This window comes from Xanthomonas sp. 10-10 (assembly GCF_040182365.1).
Classification (GTDB): Bacteria; Pseudomonadota; Gammaproteobacteria; order Xanthomonadales; family Xanthomonadaceae; genus Xanthomonas; species Xanthomonas arboricola_F.
Genome location: NZ_CP144460.1, coordinates 4,410,533 through 4,428,359, shown reverse-complemented (window position 1 = coordinate 4,428,359; position 17,827 = coordinate 4,410,533). Strand labels below are relative to the sequence as shown.

Below are 17,827 nucleotides of genomic sequence, written 5' to 3'. Positions count from 1 at the left end.
GACTTGAGGTTGCCGGGAAACCGCCGGGAGGTTGGCTGCGTGTTGGCGATGTTGCCGCCGTCAGTGCATGGCCATGGCGGTCGTCGTTGCCAGGGTCATGAGCCACCCAGCGTTTTCGCCCATTGCCCACTAGTTGTGCACGCGTTAGTGCAGGGCGATAACGACATGCCGTCGTCTTTCGGCCGCCAGGTCATGTTGCCGATCCTGCTTCGTATCGGCGCAGCGCATCCCGACCTCCACTACACGCTCCCCTTCAACGACCATCTGATCGACCCGGCCCAGGAAGGCACCGACCTGACGATCCGGTTTGGCGGACTCGAACGTTCGGGTGGCCTGGTGGCGCGCAAACTGGGACGCCAGCGTCGACGGGCCTCCTTGGGCCTGAGTGTCGCCGAAGGTTCTGGTTCTGGCGGGGCCACGTCATAGGGATGAGGTCAGTTCCGTTGCGATCGATGAGCGGGATCTCACCCAGGGATTGGCGCTGCAGCGCCGGATCCGCTGATGGCCAGATCCTTCAGCCACTGCTCAACGCTGCGCGGTGTGCTGCCGAGCAATTGCTGGGCGCTGGTGGCGAAGTGGATGGTATTGGCAGGGGTTTGCCAAAGGGCCTGGTAGAACCCGGCGACGGCCATGGCGGCGGGGCCGAGCAAGGGTTGCAGTTGCTTGCCGAAGGCTTCGGGTTGCATGCGCTGAAACTGGACATCGCGCTTGAAGTGGTTGGTCATTGCAGCGGCGAGGTCTGCGCCCAGCAGGCCCGGTAACTGGCCGACGCCGACCACGCCGGTGATGGCCGGTCGATCGAACAGCTGCGCAGCGACGTCGGCGATATCCAGGTGCGAGCTCCAGGACACCGGGAAATCTTCCCGGACCGGGTAACCGAGGACGCCATCGCCGTGCACGCCGCCGATGACCATGGGCAACAGCAGGTTTTCCAGATACAGACGCGGAGCGATGACAGCGCTGGAAACGCCACTGCGCTGCACGCCATCGATCAGCAGGGCGATGGCCGAGTCGGGTGCTGCCTGCAGCGGGTTGCCCGGGTCGTCGACGATGCTGCCGCTGGTGGAAATCAGCACGCGCGCTGGCCTTGCGGCGTCGATGGCCTGGACGATGTTGGTGGCGTAGGCCACGCGCAGGTCTTCGGGCGCCTGAGGCAGGTGCACGAAGACGCCATGCGCGCCGCGATAGGCGTCGATCAACGACTGGACCGAGCCGTTATCGATCTGCACCGAGGGGCCGGTGGCTCCATCGGCGTTGCGGACTGCGGCCACGGCGTGCTTGCCGGCCTGCAACAGCACGTTGAGCAGCGGGGCGCCTTGTGCGCCGGTGGCACCATGGATGATGTAAGTCATTGGCATACTCCTGTGGAGGTAAGGGGGAAGCTGAGGCGCAGGAGCATGGGCGGCGTGCTTCGGTTACTTCAACTGCACTAATGGCATGTCGCTGAATGCAGATCGGCGTGGAGAACGAGATGACGTGCGGGCAGGGGATCGAGGTGGGCGTGGTGCTGTATGCCGATGCGCAGCAGGCGGCCGTGCTTGGACTGACCGATCTGTTTGCGGTGGCCAACCGGCTCGCGGACGCCAGCGGTGCAGCGGAGGGCGCGGCGATCCGGGTCACGCATTGGCGGCAGGCAACGCCCACCGCCGTGCCGTCGCGTGTGTTCGAGAGCGTTACGCATGCCGGTGCGCGCCTGTGTGCGTTGATCCTGCCGCCAAGCCTGGGCGATGCGCCGGCCCACGAGCGCAACGCCAGCCTGATCGACTGGCTGCGCGTACAGCACGCGCAGGGCGCGATGCTGTGCTCGGTATGCGCGGGGGCGTTTCTGCTGGCCGGCACCGGCATCATGGACGGACGTCGCATGACCACCCACTGGCTGCATGCAGCGGCGCTGCAGCAGCGCTTTCCGGCGATCCAGGTGGACTCGGACCAGATGCTGATCGACGAGGGCGATGTCATGTCCGCCGGTGGCGTGATGTCGTGGACCGATCTGGGCCTGCGGCTGGTGGACCGCCTGCTGGGGCCGGCGATCATGCTGGAAACCGCGCGGGTGCTGCTGGTCGACCCGCCGGGCCGGCAGCAGCGCCACTACAGCGTGTTTTCGCCGCGATTGACGCATGGCGATGCGGCCATCCTGCGGGTACAGCACTGGCTGCAGGAGACCGGTGCGCAGGAGGTGGCGCTGAGCAGTCTGGCGGCACTGGCGGGGTTGGAAGCACGCACCTTTTTGCGTCGCTTCCAGAAAGCCACCGGCATGACCAGCACCGAGTATGGCCAGCGGCTTCGTGTCGGCCGGGCGCGTGCGTTGCTGGAAGCCGATGCCATGACCATCGACGCGATTGCCTGGGAGGTCGGCTACCAGGATGCGGCGGCATTTCGCAAGGTATTCAAGCGCATTCTTGGGCTGTCGCCCAGCGACTATCGGCAGCGCTTTGCGGGTGCAAGCCGTGCCGTGGGGAGCTGAACTTGCCGGTCATCTTCTTCTCCGGGGCGCGGCCAACACGCCTAGCGGTGGTGAAATGTCGCTGCAGGACCGGTGATGTCGGCGGCGCCACTCGTCGTGACGACAGTGCCGGCGCATGCTGATGCATGGCATTCAACACGAGAAGCACCATGCGCAAGGCGGTCATCGTCATCGATCTGCAGAACGACTATTTCCCCGGCGGCAAGCTGCCGTTGAGCGGCATCGAGGCCGCCGCAGCGAATGCATTGGCGGTGATCGCCAATGCGCGCGACACGGGCGTTGCGGTACTGCATGTGCGTCACGAGGCGGCTGCGGATGCCCCGTTCCTGGTGGCCGGTTCGCAAGGCGCGCAGCTCCATGATGCGGTTGCGCCACAGGACGGCGAAGCGGTCATCGTCAAGCGGCACGTCAACGCCTTTCGCGAGACGCCGCTTGCGCAGCAGCTGCAGCAGCACGGCGTGACGGACGTGGTGATTGTTGGTGCGATGAGCCACATGTGCGTGGATGCCTGCGTGCGCGCTGCCGCCGACCTGGGCTATACGGTGACGGTGCTGCACGATGCCTGCGCCACGATGGATCTGCACTTCGATTGCACCAAGGTGCCGGCGGCCCACGTGCACGCGGCGATGATGGCCGCGTTTGAGTTTGGCTATGCGGCGGTGCGATCCACGCGGGAGTACCTGCAGGGTCAGTGAGCCAGCGGCGCGCATCTGGCGACAGGTACCGATGGTGCAGGCCGATTGCTGCGCGGGTTGCGCCGGGCCCGGATGCGTGCGCACTACATGCAGCGCAACCCCGCGCGAACCCGGGTGTCCGGCTGCGACGAAGCGTCGCAGGTGGCGTGGCGTTTTTTCATTACACTTTGCCGGTGCGCTTACCTTCCTCGCCCTTGTTCCGCATGATGCAGCGCCTGGCTTGCCTGGCGCTGCTGCTGTTGCTGATCGCGCCGTTGGTAAGCCGTACGCTCGAGAACGCCGCCAGCGTTCTGGACGGGCCGCTTTGTCATAGCCAGACCCGGCAAGCTGGCGAGGCGCTCGATGCCGTGGGTGACAAGGCACACGCGGCGCAGCGCTCGGCAGACGTGCAGGCCGCGACAGCCGATCGATGGCTGGGCGACAGGCAGGACCTGCGCCATGCCGACGGTGGCCATGGGTTCGCCTGCGATTACTGCCTGCTGGCCGCGCGGCTGCTGCCCTGGCTGCTGATGGCCTGCCTGCTCTGGGCGCTGAGTCGAAGCCGGCTTGCGGTCGAGCGCCTTGCCGTTGCGCCTCCCATCGCGGCACGCTGGTGGGCACACGCGCCACGCGGTCCACCGCGATTGGCCTGAAACATAGTATGTGGAGCCGCATCCGTCAGCGGGTGTGACGTCAGATGTTCTGGAGCGTGTAGATGACGTACTTAGCCTTGCCGCCCCGCGCGGCGGCGATGCCTTGCCTTGCCCTTGTGACGCTGGTGCCGACACTGGCGCTGATGACCCCCGCGCAGATGCACAGGCTTGCGGCGGGCGAACCGCAATACCGGTGTCGAGCCGTTTCGAGCGATGACGCATCGAACCGGGACAGCTGCGATCCTGTAGTTGGCGTACAACTGCAGGATCAGCGGTGAACGGCATGCGCAATGCCGCTCCGCGCGGAAGGATGGGAGTCCGCATGCAAACGCTGCGATCGGTGTGGAAGCGAGGACTGTCGCAGGTGATGCTGGGGTGCCTGGTCTGCGTGCTGGCGGGCTGTGGGCAACGGGGCAGCGGGTTCGCTCCCGATGGTGCAGACCTCAGCCCGATGGCGCGCGGAATGGATTTTTACCTCTACGACACCGAAGGCGCGCCGCGGCCGTTACGCAGTTTCCGTGGCAAGGCCCTGGTGCTGTTCTTCGGTTTCACCCATTGCCCGGATGTGTGCCCGACGACGCTGGCGCGTGCGGCGCAGGTCAAGCGCAAGCTGGGTGCGGATGCCGCCAAGGTGCAGTTCGCGTTCGCCACGCTGGACCCGCAACGCGATACACCCAACGTGCTCAGGACCTACGTGAAGGCGTTCGATCCGGACTTTATCGGCTTGACCGGTAGCGAAGGCGATATCCGGGTGGCGGCGGGCAATTTGAAAGTGAGCTATGCGAAAGTGCCGATGGGGCCGACGTACACCATCGATCACTCCACGCGCAGTTTTCTCTTCGATCGCGATGGACAACTGCGCGTGGGCCTGGCCCACGAGCAGACGGTGGACTCGGTTGTGCACGATATCCGGCAGGTGCTCTGACTGACCTCAGAGCGCGCTGCCGGCTTCCCGATGATCAACGTCGATGACCGCTATGCACGGCGCCGTGGCGCCCGCACGGCTCGACCCAAGGAGAACGACATGAAATTGCATCTGCTGCTGGTGAGTGCGTTGTCTGCCTTGTCGATGGTGGCTTGTGAGCGCAGCACGCCTGCGCCCGAGGCCAACCCGGCACCGGCGGCTGCGGCCTCTGTTTCGACCGTGGCGCCGGCGGCTGCTCCTGTGGTGGTGGCGAGCGGGGCGTGGTCGCGCGCAACGCCGCCGGGCGCGCCGGTGGCGGGCGGCTACCTCACCTTGCGCAACCAGGCGGCAACGCCGGATCGTCTGGTGGCGGTGGAATCGCCGGCCAGCGCACAGGTCGAAATCCATGAGATGACGATGGATGCTGGCGTCATGAAGATGCGCCATCTCGAGCAGGGGCTGGTCTTGCCGCCGGGCAAGGACGTGGTGCTGGGGACAGGCGGGACGCATTTGATGTTCATCGCGCCGGCTGCGCCATTCGAACAAGGCAAGCCGGTGGTGGCCACGCTGGTGTTCGAGCATGCGCCGCGCGTCGAGGTGCATTTCGACGTTCGTCCGATGGGCGCATCGGCGCCCGATGCGCAATCGCATGACCGGCATATGCACTGAAAGCGGCTAACAAAGCGTCGCGCGCAGTCGTCCGGTGGCTGTGGACGGCGTGGCGGAACCGGCGTGTACGCGTGGTACATGCCGCACCGAGCACCGGCCGCGCCCACCTGGCGGTGAGCACAGTCGTGTTGTCGGTTTCTCCAAATCGCCTCAGTGGAAAATCAATGCGCCAGCACCACCACGTTCGATGCGGCCACCGGCCGTTCACTGCCAGGATCAGCTAGCCAATGGAAACGTCAAACGCTCCGTGTTGTGGTGTCGCGCGTTTTTTCCAGCTGCTGGAGGGGCCATGGGCGTCGCTGATCGTGCGCGAGCTGCTTGCGGGGCCGCGCCGGTTCAGCGAACTTCGGCAGGCATTGCAGGGCATCAGCGCCCATACGTTGACCAGCCGCCTGCGGCAGTTTGAGGCTTCCGGTCTGGTGGTGCGCACCGCGTATGCGCAGACGCCGCCGCGCGTGGTCTATGAACTCACGCCATTGGGTGAAGGGCTGCGCGGCGTCTTCGATGCCTTGCGCGAATGGGGCGAGTCGGTGCCAGTGGAAACCGTCGCGGTGACGCAACCCAAGGATGGCGTTGCAATGAGCATGCGGGAGATTGCGGCTGGCTGCCCGCTCGCCAAGTCCTGAGTCGGCGTTGTGCGTCGCGCCAGGGCGCCGTGCGCAGGTGCGGGCGATGGCTGGCGCGGTTGCAACGATTGAGGCACCGATGGCTGCAAGCCTGAAACAGCCAGCAGTGCGCACATCGACCAATCTGCCAGCGGGCAGTGTGTGGCCGGAGCGGCGCCAGCAAGCTGCACCGCCTGCGTGTGCTACCGGCCGCTTGTTGTCGAATATACGGTTCGTATACGATGTGTATATCCCGCAACACACCAGGAGCCACCATGGGCATCGTCAATATCGATGACGACCTGCACGATCAACTGCGGCGCGCCTGTACCGTCACCAGCCGGTCGATCAATGCGCAGGCCAACTTCTGGATCAAGGTGGGCATGTTGTGCGAGATGCATCCGGACTGCTCGTTCCAGGACCTCGTGGCGCAGGAACTGCGAGCGGCGGGGGTGAGGCCGCAAGCCTTGAAACCGCACACCGCAAAACCAGGGCGCGCATGATCAAGCACCCGGATGAGATCGCATTGATGGCGGTCTCCGGGCAGCTTCTTGCGCAGGTGTTCCATGCGCTGGATCGGCTGCCGCTGGAAGGGCGCAGCACGCTGGAGCTCAATGCCTTTGTCGAACGCATGATTGTCGATGAGCTCGCCGCACGGCCTGCAAGCAAGGGGCAATACGGGTTCGAGTTCGTGCTCAATGCCTCGATCGACGATGTGGTCTGCCACGGTGTGCCGTCGGCGGACGATGTGTTGCGCAGCGGGCAGATCGTCAATCTGGATATCACGCTGGAAAAGAATGGCTTTATCGCCGACTCCAGCACGACGTATCTGGTGGGCGAGGTGACCTACCCGGCGCGACGGCTGGTGCAGACCGCGTATCAGGCAATGTGGAAAGGCATTGCCGCAGTACGGCCGGGTGCGCGGCTGGGCGATATCGGGCATGCGATTGCGCGGCATGCGCGCGACCACGGCTACAGCGTGGTCAAGGAGTACTGCGGCCACGGGATCGGCCGTGAGATGCATGAAGATCCGCAGATCCTGCACTACGGCCATGCCGGCACCGGCCTGGCGCTGCAGGAAGGCATGGTGTTCACCATCGAACCGATGATCAATCAGGGCCGTGCGGCGATCCGTTCGCAGCCTGATCAGTGGCCGGTATACACCCGCGATGGCAAGTTGTCGGCGCAGTTCGAGCACACGGTGGCGGTGACCCGCAGCGGCGTGCGTGTGCTCACGCTACGGCCCGACGAAACGCCGCTGTGCCCGGTGGAGTGATGCACGGCAAGGCGCTGCGCGCGGCAGCTGTCATTGCCGCGATGCGCGCCTGGACGCGTCGGGTGCGCGTGGGATGAGCGCAGTGGTGCTGTTCTGCAGCAGCGTCCGTACGGCGGTTTCGACATCGATGAAACGTCTGCGTTGGAGCAGATACGCCACCCCGAGCAGGGCCACGAACATCAGTGTCACGCCCGGCATGACGATGGCTGCGGGAACCAGGATTCCAACCGCCGCATACACCACGGTCCAGCTGCAGTCGCCGGTGATCGTGATTTCGCGCTGTCTGCGGTCGACCGCGATGCGCCCGCGCATGATCGGTGGGTACACCGGGCCGACGATGACCAGAAACGTCTCGCGAAACGCGTAGACCTGCTCGGATAACGGATGGAATCTCAGCTCCGGCCAGCGCGACTGCTCGAGCGCATGTTCCACCTGCGCCAGTGAAAAACAGTCCAGCGCCTGACGGCTTGCCGGAATCCGGCGCCGGAACACCGGCAGTCCCCATCCGAAGTACAGGCGGTTCCAGCTGATCGACAGAACGCCTTCGATCACCATCACGACCAGCAGCAGCTTGAACATCGAGGCTCCTTGTTGTCTGGCGAACACTGCTGCAGGGCGTCGGCATGATCGTCGCCACGCGCTGCCAGCGCCGACTCTAGCAATCCAGCGTGCGGCGCAGGGCCGTCACGCATCCAGGACGCCGCAGACGGCGGCGCTGTCGCTGGCGGATTGGATCAGGTCAGCAGAGCTGATGCACACTAGCTTACACAGCCGACGTCGCCACTTCCGGCGTGCTGATCCAGTCCCGCTTAGCGCCATGCAGCCACTGTCTCACCATGTCCTTCCTGCGCAGCCGTCCACTGCCGCGCAGCTGCGTCGCCCCGTCGACTGGTTGCGTCGGCAGTTGCGTGCCAACGACCTGTGGTTTATCGGTCTGGCTGCGCTGGTCGGGTTGGTCGCCGCCGCATTGATGGTGTTGCAGGCCGGCATCGCGCACGGGTTGCAGGCCTGGCTGTACCGGTTGGGGCCGGATGCGCGGCTCAGCACGGCAACCTCGATCACTCCCACGCAATTGCTGGTGCTGCCGCTGGGTGGGCTGTTGGTAGGTCTGGTGGCGTTGATGGCGCGACGGCGCAAGCGGCCCCTGGTGGACGCGGTGGAAGCCAATGCGTTGCACGGCGGGCGCATGTCGATGCGCGACAACCTGATCGTTGCGGTGCAGACCTTGCTGTCCAACGGCTTCGGCGCATCGGTCGGGTTGGAGGCGACGTATACGCAGATGGGGTCCGGTGCCGGCTCGCAGCTCGGTCGCATCCTGCGGGTGCGCCGTGCGGACATGCGCACGCTGGTCGGCGCCGGTGCGGCGGGCGCCATCGCCAGCGCCTTCGGTGCACCGCTGGCGGGTGCGTTCTACGCGTTCGAGATCGTGATCGGCGCCTACACGCCGTCGGCGTTGGCGCCGGTGGCGGCTGCGGCCTTGGCCGGCGCGTTCATGGCCAGCGCGCTTGGCGCAGCGCCGTACTCGTTGCCGGCGGCGGTGGCCTACCAGTTGCAGCCACGCGACTACGCGATCTACGTCGCGCTGGGGCTGGTGTGTGCGTTGATCGGCATCGCCGTGATGCGCCTGGTGGCCGGCATCGAACGCGGCGTGGGGCGCATCAATCTGCCGCTATGGGGCCGCCCGGTCATCGGCGGGTTGCTGCTGATTCCGTTGGCGATGTATTCGCCGCAGGTGCTGTCGTCCGGCCATGGCGCCCTGCACCTGGATATGACCAGCAGCACCACCGTGCAGGTGCTGGCCACCCTGTTGGTGCTCAAGTGCATTGCCTCGGGCATTTCGCTGGGTTTCGGCTTCCGCGGCGGGCTGTTCTTCGCGTCCCTGTTCATGGGCTCGTTGGTCGGCAGCCTGTTCGCCGTGTGCGTGAACCTGTTGCTGGGTGCGGCGGTGGTGGATGCCACCAGTGCATCGCTGGTGGGTATGGCCGCACTGGCGGCGGCGATCGTGGGCGCACCGATGACCATGGCGATGCTGATCCTGGAGGGCACGCACGACTTTGTACTGGCCAGCGCGGTGATGGTGGCAGTGTTGGTGGCTAATACCGTGGTGCGGCAGGTGTTCGGCTATTCGTTCTCGACCTGGCGGCTGCATCTGCGTGGCGAAAACATCCGCAGCGCACGCGATGTGGGCTGGGTGCGCAATCTGTCGGCCGGCAAGATGATGCGCAAGGATGCCAACCACACCGCGCAGGACATCAGCGTGGGCGAGTTCCGGCGCCGTTTCCCGCTAGGGTCGACCCAGCGCGTGGTGCTGGAGGATGCGGCCGGTCACTACGCCGGCGTGGTGCCGCTGGCAGTGCTGTATGCCGACAACGTGCAGCCGGATGCGCCGGTGAGCGAATACGCCAGACATCGCGACGCGGCATTGCTGGCAGACACCGACATCGTGGCGATCATGAAGGTGTTCGATGCGACGCAGGCCGACGAGCTGGCGGTGATCGATACCGACCGCCGGGTACTGGGCGTGTTGTCCGAAGGGTTCGTGCGCAAGCGCTACGCCGAAGAGCTGGAAAAGCGCGAGCGCGAACTGATGGGCGAGCGGGCCAGCGGCGACGACTGAGGCCGTCTATCCGGATGCGGTATGCCACAGGTTGCCGGCGTGCGCGCAACCGTGGAGCGATACACGGTATCGCCGGCTGCGCGGCATACGCCGAGCAGCGATTTCACCGTTACACAAGTGCGACGACGTGTGTGCGACGATGAGCGTCTGACAAAACTCCTTCATGCCGATCTACTGCGGGGCGGCTGGTCTGCGGCTTGGTTGCAGGGCTATAGGGCTACAGGCTGCTGAGTTGCGGCTTGATCTGTGGCTTGGCTGCAGGGTCCTTGCCCGCCCACCGTCGCGGGACACGCTGCAAGTACGTCCTTGTAAGCTCTTACGCGGCATCCATGCCGCGTAAGGTCCCGCGACGGTTGGCGGGCAAGGACCAGTCGAGATGGTCGGTGTGCATGCTTCGAAAAACAGTCCGCAAACTGTCTGTTGTGTTGTCCTCGCCGCTTGCGGGAGCGATGGCGGCATCGGTGCGGCAATCGCTCCTGGGGGTGGGTTCACGGCGTGTCCCGCTAGCGGTGAGGGCACCGCGCCCTCGACCCACTCAGCGTTTGACCTGGACGGCTGACCGTATCCACCAAGATGCGGCTGACACAAAAACGACGCTCATCGCAGGTGACCGTTCGCTGCGCTCTGCTAGCCGCTCTCAACGGCAGCGCCCGAGCCGGCGTTCTCGTTGCCGGTCGCGGCGGTGCTTGATGCGCTTGGTGCAAGCGCATGCGCGCCTACCAGGGCGGTGAGCCGTCGGTGGCAATCGCGCACGGCAAGCGCGGACGCCGGCATGTTGCAGGCGTCGAAGGTGTGCGCTTCCGCCTTCCAGGCGACGAGCAGGTCTTCCAGATCGCAGAGCAGGCTCGGCATAGGCGTTTCTCGATGGGCTTGGCGTACTTACGGCGGCAGACAGCGTTCGGATGCAAGGCCGCTATGCTGCAGGCTGACTCAGTTACCTAACGACCAGCCTGGCAAGTCGCCGCCAAATGTGCCGGTCGCCGTCGCCACCCGGCGGGGGTTCCTTTGGCCGTGTCTCCCGCCAGACATCCGCAACCAACCGCAGCTTCAGCGTGTCCGTGCGGTGATGACGCTGCACGCCGCCATGCGCCAAGCCACACATGCATATCACGGCACCGGGAGGAGGGTGACAAGGCGGCCTTCTGCCGCAGGAGACGAGCATGCGCACCCAGGAAAACGGCAACGAGCGGATCGACGACTCCCGCCCGCCCAACGGGGTCAAGGCCCCCGGCAAGAACGAGGACCTGCTGCAGGATGGCCCGGCGCAGGACAGCGAGATCGATGACGACGACAGCATCGAAGGCGACATCGACGAAGACGAGTAGCCCGGGCGGGCCAGCCGCACGGCATCGTGAGCACGCGCAGCGCGATGCGTGAGCAAGCGCAATGCCGCGCCGCGCTGGGGGCATGCTGCCGTGGCGGGATATCGCGCCGATCATCCAGCCGCGGCGATTGGTCGGCATGCCCGTCTGTCTTGCGTCTGCCGTCTTCCGAGTGGCACGGCGTTGTTCTACAAGGTGCGGGAGCGCAGATACGGCACATCCATGCGTGCCCCCGGCTCGTCCGCAGGCAGCGCCCATCCTAAACTGCACAGCCACCAATACCGTTGAATGCCATGGATACGCTGCCACCATTACCGACCATTGCGCTGGGCGAGTATCGCCACTTCAAGGGCGGCCGTTACGAGGTGCTGGGCGTCGTGCGCAACAGCGAAACCCTGGAGCCGCTGGTGTTGTATCGGCCGCTGGACAGCGAGATCGGCCTGTGGGTGCGGCCTTTGGCGATGTTCATGGAACAGGTGGACGTGGATGGCGTGATGCGGCCGCGTTTCGCGCCTGTGGCGTGATCGGCGCGTGCCGTGTCGCATCCGCTTTCAGTTGTCCGGTAAGACGGCCGTGAGCACCGCCAACGCGCCGCTCACCACGCCCGATGGGCGCTACCTCATCGTACGTGGCCGGCTGTGGCGCACGTCCAATCCGCATCTGAGTGCAGAGGTCCGCCTGGCCCTGGTCGGCGAGCTGATGGATGCACGCCGTGCGGTCAAGGCGGCCAAGCGCCTCGACGATGCGCGGCAGCTGGCGAGCGCACGCGCCAAGGTCGATGCAGCAAAGATCGCGTTGGGAGAACGCGGCCCGGTGTGGTGGACCGACGGTGCCGACGATCTCAATCGGCATCTGGTCAAGAACACGCCATATGCCGACTGGTTTGCTGGTCTGGACGCTGCGCATTAGCGTGCGTGCAGCAGCATGCTGCAGCGAACGATCAACACCAGATGCGGCGAAACCGCCGCGATGCGGCGCCGCAAGGCAGTGCGCACATCCCGCGTGGCGGGCTTCTCAAGAGCCCATGGGCATGCAAGCGCCCGGACGGATGACCGCGACCAGTTGCATCGGCCCAGCGCGACGCTGCCGGGCTGGGCCGTTGCTGTCTGCCTAGGCGACTCAGCCCAGGTCGCAGTTGCTCGGCTGCGGCCAGGTGGTGGCGGGCAGCATCGCCTTGACGGCGGCCGGTGCGGTGATGCCGATGGTGCTGGCGCCGTACAGGTCTTCAAGCTCGTCGATGCTGACGATGTAGCTGTCCAGCGAACCCAGGTTGGCGCTGTTGGGAATCAGCCAGCTGATGGCGCGGGTGCCGCCGCCCGGGTTGGCGGTGATGATGGTCTTCCAGAAGAAGTCCGGCGTACGAATGCCGTGGCTGCTCAGGAAATAGTCGTTGCTGGTGTCGCTGTAGATCACGCCGCCATACACCTGCACGCTGGCGATATCGCGGTAGCACTCGGCCACGTTTTCTGCGCGCACCCAGATGCCCTGGTTGAAGCTGGAGACCTGCGGCACGATGTTGGACATCAGGTTGGCGCGACGGATATAGGTCGCGTTGTAATCCATGTGGTTGGAGGTCACCAGGTGGCCGCGGTCGTAGCCGCTGCGCACGCTGGCATACGAGGCGGTGGAGGTCTGGCCGCCGCAGCCGCTGGGCAGCTCGGTGTCCAGGTTGAAGCTGGAGGGGCGCGCAGCCGATCCGGTGTCGGCCTGCAGTACGTACTCGTAGCGCAGCGCGGTGTGGTTGGTGCAGTCGTAGCGCAGCGTGTAGCCGCCCTTGTTGAGGGTGACGACCTGGGCATTGGCAGTGGCACTGACAGCGGCAAGAAGCAGAACGACAAACAAGGTCCGGAAGCGCATGGGAGTGAATCTCCTGGAAATCAATCGGACGCACGACGCCACCGCCGGCTGCGGGTAAGCAGACCGACGCTCAGCGGAACGCGCGCTGGAAGGGGGACAGTTGGCTCGGTGTGTAGCGAGCGCGACAGCTATCGCACGCAAATGTTGCGTGTTGGTGACGTATGCGTGAGGAATGTGCGGTCGCACCATTTTTTTCGATAAAAATGTGGTGTGTTTCGCAGATTCATTGTGTGTAGCTACTGCGCGATAAGCGCGAGGTTATGCCTGGCGCGCGCGAATGCGGCTGCAGCTCACGCCTGTTGCGAGCGTGCGCGGCGGTATCGGCAGCGTGGGAGTCGCTGCTGCCGGAAATCACCATCGTTGGTGGTCGGGGGGACGCCAGCATCCGCCTGCACGGTGGGCCTGCGACCGGGAGCGGCTTGGGAATGGCCGTCGATGCCAGTCTCGCGCATCACGCCCGCACATCGCTGCTCGATGTCCGCTACGCTCGCCGACAGCGGATACAAAAAACCCCCATCCGCAGTCCGTGCGGAAGGGGGGCAAGCGGTTGGCGATGAGCCGATCGCTCGACTATGCGACGTCTCTGTCCAGCTGCTGCACGCTTGCAGGCTCCAGCTGGAACAGCGACACCAGCTGGGTCAGGGTGCTGGACTGCTTTTCCATCGCACGCGCTGCGGCCATGGCTTCTTCCACCAACGCGGCGTTTTGCTGGGTGGTTTCGTCCATCTGGATGACCGTCTGGTTGACCTGCTCGATGCCGGCCGACTGCTCGGTGGAGGCGGCGGTGATCTGGCCCATGATGTCGGTGACCCGGTTCACGCTGGCCACGATCTCGGTCATGGTGGTGCCGGCCTTGTGCACCAGCACCGAGCCTTCGGCAACCTTGCCCACCGAGGCATCGATCAATTCCTTGATCTCCTTGGCCGCACCGGACGAGCGCTGCGCCAGCGTGCGCACCTCCGAGGCCACCACGGCGAATCCGCGGCCCTGCTCGCCGGCACGCGCCGCTTCCACCGCCGCATTCAATGCAAGGATATTGGTCTGGAACGCAATGCCGTCGATGACGCTGATGATCTCGGCGATCTTCCTGGAGGAGGCTTCGATGCCGCTCATGGTGCCGACCACCTGGCTGACCACCTCGCCGCCCTTGGACGCCACATCGGCGGCGCTGCGCGCCAGTGCATTGGCCTGCAGGGCGTGTTCGGCATTCTGCTTGACGGTGGAGGTGAGTTCTTCCATCGATGCAGCGGTTTCTTCCAGATTGGCTGCCTGCTGCTCGGTACGCCGCGACAGATCCTGATTGCCGGCGGCGATTTCGCCGGCAGCGGTATCGATCTCCGCCGACGAGTACTGGATGCGCCCGACGATGTCGGTCAGACGGTCCACCGTGGTGTTGGCATCCTCGCGCATGCGGGCGAACACGCCTGCCGCGTGTCCGTGCATGCGTGTGGTCAGGTCGCCGCCGGCAATGGCGCGCAGCAACTGCGATAACTCGCCCAGGTTCTTGTCGGCGGTGCTCATCAGCTGATTGAGGTCGACCACGATCTGGCGGAAGTCGTGCTCGTACGCGGTTTCGTCGCCACGCGCGCTGAAGTCGCCCGCCGCTGCGGCTGCGGCCAGGCGCTTGATCTCGCCATTGACCGACAACAGGCTGGCGCGCACATCGTTGATCGACTGGCTGATCACCACTTTTTCGCCCGGCAAGGGCGCCAGCTGCTGCGACAGATCGCCGGCGGCGTAGCGCTCGGTCAAGGCCACGATCTGCATGGTCACCGCGATATGGCTGGACACCAGCGTGTTGCTGGCACGCACCATGGTGCCGAACTCGCCCGGGAACTCCTGCTCGGCGATGCGGTGGCTGACGATGCCGGCCTCGTGCTTGTCGCCCATCTCGGTCTGCGCCTGGATCACCCGACGCAGCTGACGCTGCATGCTGTCCATTGCCTGCAGCAACTGGCCGACCTCGTCGTTGCGGTCGATCGAGATGGCATTGTCCAGTTTGCCCGACGACACCGCATGTGCGATGCCCACGGCGCGATTGAGCGGCTGGGTGATGGCGCGTGCCACGATCCAGCCGAACCCGATGCACACCACCGCACCGACCAGGCCCAGCACCAGGCCACCGATGCTGGCGGCGACCGAGCTGTCCACCGCTTCCTGCACGGTGCCGCGGAAACGCGCGTCGGCGCGCTTCTGCATCGCGGTCAGCGTGGTGCGATAGGTCTCCAGCGCCGGTGCCATGGCGCTCATCTGTTGCGCATCGGGTTCGCGCTGCTCCACGAAGGCTGCCGCCACGCCATGGGCCAGGCGGTAGTAATCGTCGAACTGCTTGCCCAGCTGCGCCAGCTCCTTCGCATTGGCCGGGTCGGCCTTCTGCAATTTCACGTAGGAATTGTGTATGTCGTCGGCCACCGGTTTGGTGGCCGCCAACATGTCGGCATCGCCTGCGGCGGCCGCGCCGTTGAGCCCATTGATTAGCTTGTCCAGCGCGGCCACATTACGGGTCATCGCGTCGAGCATCGGAAAATGCACGTCGCGCACCGCTTCCAGACGATCGTTGTTGCGATGAAACACCAGCGTGCTGAAAGCCACATAGCCCGATAGGCAAATGATTGCCACCGCTGCCGGCATCAGGATTTTCCAGAACAACGGTAACGACAGAATGCGGCGCATGATGTGGCTCTCGAGCAGGGGGCGGATCACGGCTTCAGGACGACCTTGACGCTGGCATCCACGGCGGCGGCACTGATGTAACCGATCGCGCCAGGCGTGGCGGTCACGGCTTTCTTGACTGCATCGTCGCCGCTCACACGCTTCGGACGCTGCGCCTTGCCGGTGAACATCAACTGCGACCAGTACGACTTCAGCTGCGCCGAGTCGCGCGAGGCGACCTTCTTGTAGAACTCATCGCGCACTGCAACGCCTTCTTCCTGATCGATCGGCACGGCTGCACCGCCGCCGGGCAGGCTGTTGGACTTGGCCAGAAAGATCTGCGACACCTGCGCCGCGCTCAGGCTGTCGGGCCCGCCCTTGGCAGACATCACCACCACCACATCGGCATTGGCCGAGAACGCAAGCGACGACAGCAGCGCAAGCAGGCAAGCTGCGGAACATTTGGAAAGTTTCATGGGGGCTCTCTTAGAACACGAAGTCGACGGACGCCGACAGCAGGTTGTAGCTGCCGCCCGGACGGAAGCCCGGCTGGATGTTGTTCAACGACCCGAACGAACCGGCGTTGTTGTCGATATGGCTGGCCTGCAACTTGACCGCCACGCTCTCGCGCGCGTCCCAACGCAGCGATGCGGTGAAGCTGTGACGGCCGCTTTCGGCCTGCGCCAGCGCACGCGTCATGATGCCGACCGGGTCCTGGCCGCGCGCGATGGTCGGGCCCTTGCGATCGACGCTGCCGTAGGTGACCGACGGGGTCAGGGTGCCGAACCGGCCGCCGACGCTGAGGTAACCGGAGGTGGTCTTGCCGTTGAGCGAGGGCGAGTAATCGGCCTGGATCACCTCGGTGCGCAGGAACCAGTTGCCCGGATCGTAGGCGTAGCCGACGCTGGCGAAGCTGCCGTCCACGTCATAGGTGGTCAGGCGATTGGCCAGTGCCGGATTGATGCGCTGGTAGGCGGTGAACAGGCGGTCCAGCGACGGGGTATCGAAGGTGCTGGTGCCGACGATGTAGGCCGCGCGGAACGTCGATGCGCCCGATTCCAGACCCAATGCCAGGCCGCGCATCGCATTGACGTCGGCTTTCTTGGAGTCGATGCGGCCGTAGAAACCCTGCACGCTGACCACGCTTTCGCCGGCATTGATGGTGTACACGCCTTCGATGCCGTCCATCGGCAACAGGTAGTTGTAGACCTCGTACGGCGGGCGCACCCACGGGGTGGCATAACCCACGCGCTGGTACTCGGAGAGCATGTACAGCGGTGCGGTGATGCGGCCCAGGCGGGCAGAGAACTGCGGGCCGAACTGGTACTTCACATGCGCCAGGGTCACCTTGGGCGCGTAGTCGGCGCGCTCGGCGTATTCGCTGGTCACCTGCAACACGCCGGTAAAGGCGTCGGTGAACTTGGCATTGACCTGGCCGGCGATGCGCGAATCCGGACGCGCCGAGGTGGAGTGGCTTGCGCCTGCACCTTCCACGGTCTGGATGTCGGGGGTGAAATCGGCTTGGTCTTCGGTCGAGTGGACCACGCCCAGCGTGCCGAAGCCGCTGAAGGTGAACATCGAATCCTCCTGCGCGTAGGCGCAGGTCGACGAGGCCAGGGCGATGGCGCCACTGAGCAGTTTGACGGTCAATTTCATTGCGGTCTCGACTAAAAAGAGGATGGACGCAGCGCCAAGGGCGCAGCGGGCAGAACGGTGATGCGCGTCGCGTTGCGCTGATCCCCGGTAGCGGCCGCCTGTGTCCCCGCTTTAGCGAGATTTTTACAAACCGGTGAAACGGTTAAGTTGCCAGGAAAATATGTAAATGAACGATAGATGGGCGCTATCGTGCCGGTTCACGGACTCGTGCCAGCATCACTTCCGGATTGCATCGGACAGTCGTGTCCGATGGTTTGGCCGATGACCGTACGCTGCAATAAGCGCATGCAAAACAACCAAATTGCGCTTGCGATGCAGTACAAGAGCGCTGCCTCCGCGTCACGGGGCTGGAGGCAGCCAGCAACATCGCCACGTCCAGGCAAGCCGGACGTGGCGATTCGGTCCGGCGAAGCGACCAACGGTACTAAGACGTTTTCGCTAGCGTTACCGGGGCCGGCGATCGAGCGCGATGGCTGCG

The 17,827-nt window shown here is 65.1% G+C and carries 21 protein-coding genes and 1 other RNA gene; 14 read left to right on the top strand and 8 right to left on the bottom strand.

All coding sequences use genetic code 11. The annotated features are described in order from the left end of the window. Positions 1-165: 165 nt before the first annotated feature. Positions 166-426 (top strand): LysR substrate-binding domain-containing protein, encoded by a 261-nt coding sequence (locus VZ068_RS18650; protein ID WP_349656127.1) that lies wholly within the window; start codon positions 166-168, stop codon positions 424-426. 38 nt (positions 427-464) lie between these two features. Here the strand turns inward: VZ068_RS18650 and VZ068_RS18645 are convergent, their stop codons facing one another. Next, a complete protein-coding gene (locus VZ068_RS18645) occupies positions 465-1,352 on the bottom strand; it encodes an NmrA family NAD(P)-binding protein (RefSeq protein WP_349656126.1) in 888 nt (295 codons plus the stop codon). A 119-nt stretch (positions 1,353-1,471) separates the two neighbouring features. On the opposite strand from VZ068_RS18645, the gene VZ068_RS18640 reads away from it, so the two are divergent. From VZ068_RS18640 to VZ068_RS18615, 6 genes are all read left to right on the top strand, one after another. Continuing rightward, positions 1,472-2,464: a GlxA family transcriptional regulator gene (locus VZ068_RS18640; RefSeq protein ID WP_349656125.1), complete on the top strand. Its 993-nt coding sequence runs from the start codon at positions 1,472-1,474 to the stop codon at positions 2,462-2,464. 149 nt (positions 2,465-2,613) lie between these two features. Beyond that, the gene (locus VZ068_RS18635; protein ID WP_349656124.1) at positions 2,614-3,159 is read left to right on the top strand and encodes a cysteine hydrolase family protein; all 546 of its coding nucleotides are present in this window, start codon (positions 2,614-2,616) and stop codon (positions 3,157-3,159) included. Positions 3,160-3,362: 203 nt separating this feature from the next. Further along, positions 3,363-3,791 (top strand): DUF2946 family protein, encoded by a 429-nt coding sequence (locus VZ068_RS18630; protein WP_349656123.1) that lies wholly within the window; start codon positions 3,363-3,365, stop codon positions 3,789-3,791. A gap of 62 nt (positions 3,792-3,853) precedes the next feature. Next, positions 3,854-4,069 carry a hypothetical protein gene (locus tag VZ068_RS18625; protein ID WP_349656122.1) on the top strand — a complete coding sequence of 72 codons (216 nt, stop codon included), beginning with the start codon at positions 3,854-3,856 and terminating at the stop codon, positions 4,067-4,069. 44 nt (positions 4,070-4,113) lie between these two features. Next, positions 4,114-4,716: an SCO family protein gene (locus VZ068_RS18620; protein ID WP_259163295.1), complete on the top strand. Its 603-nt coding sequence runs from the start codon at positions 4,114-4,116 to the stop codon at positions 4,714-4,716. Positions 4,717-4,815: 99 nt separating this feature from the next. Continuing rightward, complete coding sequence (locus VZ068_RS18615) at positions 4,816-5,364, top strand: copper chaperone PCu(A)C (RefSeq protein ID WP_349656121.1); 549 nt, start codon at positions 4,816-4,818, stop codon at positions 5,362-5,364. Positions 5,365-5,368: 4 nt separating this feature from the next. Here the strand turns inward: VZ068_RS18615 and VZ068_RS18610 are convergent. Continuing rightward, a non-coding RNA gene (locus tag VZ068_RS18610) (sX9 sRNA) lies at positions 5,369-5,444 on the bottom strand. 225 nt (positions 5,445-5,669) lie between these two features. Between VZ068_RS18610 and VZ068_RS18605 the strand changes: the two genes are divergently transcribed. The 3 genes from VZ068_RS18605 to map all read left to right on the top strand — a co-directional run bounded on the left by VZ068_RS18605 (position 5,670) and on the right by map (position 7,245). After that, positions 5,670-5,990 carry a helix-turn-helix domain-containing protein gene (locus VZ068_RS18605; RefSeq protein WP_349656120.1) on the top strand — a complete coding sequence of 107 codons (321 nt, stop codon included), beginning with the start codon at positions 5,670-5,672 and terminating at the stop codon, positions 5,988-5,990. A gap of 254 nt (positions 5,991-6,244) precedes the next feature. Continuing rightward, positions 6,245-6,472, top strand: coding sequence for a ParD-like family protein (locus VZ068_RS18600; RefSeq protein WP_349656119.1), 228 nt, complete (start codon positions 6,245-6,247; stop codon positions 6,470-6,472). Further along, on the top strand, positions 6,469-7,245 hold the full coding sequence (gene map, locus VZ068_RS18595; protein ID WP_349656118.1) for a type I methionyl aminopeptidase: 777 nt from the start codon (positions 6,469-6,471) through the stop codon (positions 7,243-7,245). The genes VZ068_RS18600 and map overlap by 4 nt, the downstream gene beginning before the upstream one ends. A 30-nt stretch (positions 7,246-7,275) precedes the next feature. Here map and VZ068_RS18590 read toward each other — a convergent pair whose 3' ends face one another. Continuing rightward, positions 7,276-7,824, bottom strand: a complete 549-nt coding sequence (locus VZ068_RS18590; RefSeq protein ID WP_349656117.1) for a hypothetical protein — start codon at positions 7,822-7,824, stop codon at positions 7,276-7,278. 238 nt (positions 7,825-8,062) lie between these two features. Between VZ068_RS18590 and VZ068_RS18585 the strand changes: the two genes are divergently transcribed. Next, positions 8,063-9,862 carry a chloride channel protein gene (locus VZ068_RS18585; protein ID WP_349656116.1) on the top strand — a complete coding sequence of 600 codons (1,800 nt, stop codon included), beginning with the start codon at positions 8,063-8,065 and terminating at the stop codon, positions 9,860-9,862. A gap of 627 nt (positions 9,863-10,489) precedes the next feature. Here VZ068_RS18585 and VZ068_RS18580 read toward each other — a convergent pair. Further along, a complete protein-coding gene (locus VZ068_RS18580; RefSeq protein WP_349656115.1) occupies positions 10,490-10,714 on the bottom strand; it encodes a hypothetical protein in 225 nt (74 codons plus the stop codon). Positions 10,715-11,022: 308 nt separating this feature from the next. Here VZ068_RS18580 and VZ068_RS18575 point away from each other — a divergent pair, with 308 nt between their 5' ends. The 3 genes from VZ068_RS18575 (at position 11,023) to VZ068_RS18565 (ending at position 12,093) form a co-directional block, all read left to right on the top strand. After that, positions 11,023-11,187 (top strand): hypothetical protein, encoded by a 165-nt coding sequence (locus tag VZ068_RS18575; protein ID WP_259156803.1) that lies wholly within the window; start codon positions 11,023-11,025, stop codon positions 11,185-11,187. 290 nt (positions 11,188-11,477) lie between these two features. Further along, entirely contained in the window at positions 11,478-11,708 is a 231-nt protein-coding gene (locus VZ068_RS18570; RefSeq protein WP_349656114.1) for a DUF1653 domain-containing protein, read from the top strand. Between the two features lie 49 nt (positions 11,709-11,757). Continuing rightward, positions 11,758-12,093 carry a hypothetical protein gene (locus VZ068_RS18565; protein WP_259156799.1) on the top strand — a complete coding sequence of 112 codons (336 nt, stop codon included), beginning with the start codon at positions 11,758-11,760 and terminating at the stop codon, positions 12,091-12,093. Positions 12,094-12,303: 210 nt separating this feature from the next. On the opposite strand, the gene VZ068_RS18560 is transcribed toward VZ068_RS18565, so the two are convergent. The 4 genes from VZ068_RS18560 to VZ068_RS18545 all read right to left on the bottom strand — a co-directional run bounded on the left by VZ068_RS18560 (position 12,304) and on the right by VZ068_RS18545 (position 17,349). Then, entirely contained in the window at positions 12,304-13,041 is a 738-nt protein-coding gene (locus VZ068_RS18560) for a DNA/RNA non-specific endonuclease (protein ID WP_259156798.1), read from the bottom strand. Between the two features lie 570 nt (positions 13,042-13,611). Further along, positions 13,612-15,744, bottom strand: a complete 2,133-nt coding sequence (locus VZ068_RS18555) for a methyl-accepting chemotaxis protein (RefSeq protein ID WP_349656113.1) — start codon at positions 15,742-15,744, stop codon at positions 13,612-13,614. Then, positions 15,741-16,169, bottom strand: coding sequence for a phosphate ABC transporter substrate-binding protein (locus VZ068_RS18550; RefSeq protein WP_259156795.1), 429 nt, complete (start codon positions 16,167-16,169; stop codon positions 15,741-15,743). Before VZ068_RS18550 ends, VZ068_RS18555 begins: the two co-directional genes overlap by 4 nt. Positions 16,170-16,179: 10 nt before the next feature. Beyond that, positions 16,180-17,349, bottom strand: a complete 1,170-nt coding sequence (locus VZ068_RS18545) for a hypothetical protein (RefSeq protein ID WP_259156794.1) — start codon at positions 17,347-17,349, stop codon at positions 16,180-16,182. Between the last annotated feature and the right edge of the window lie 478 nt (positions 17,350-17,827).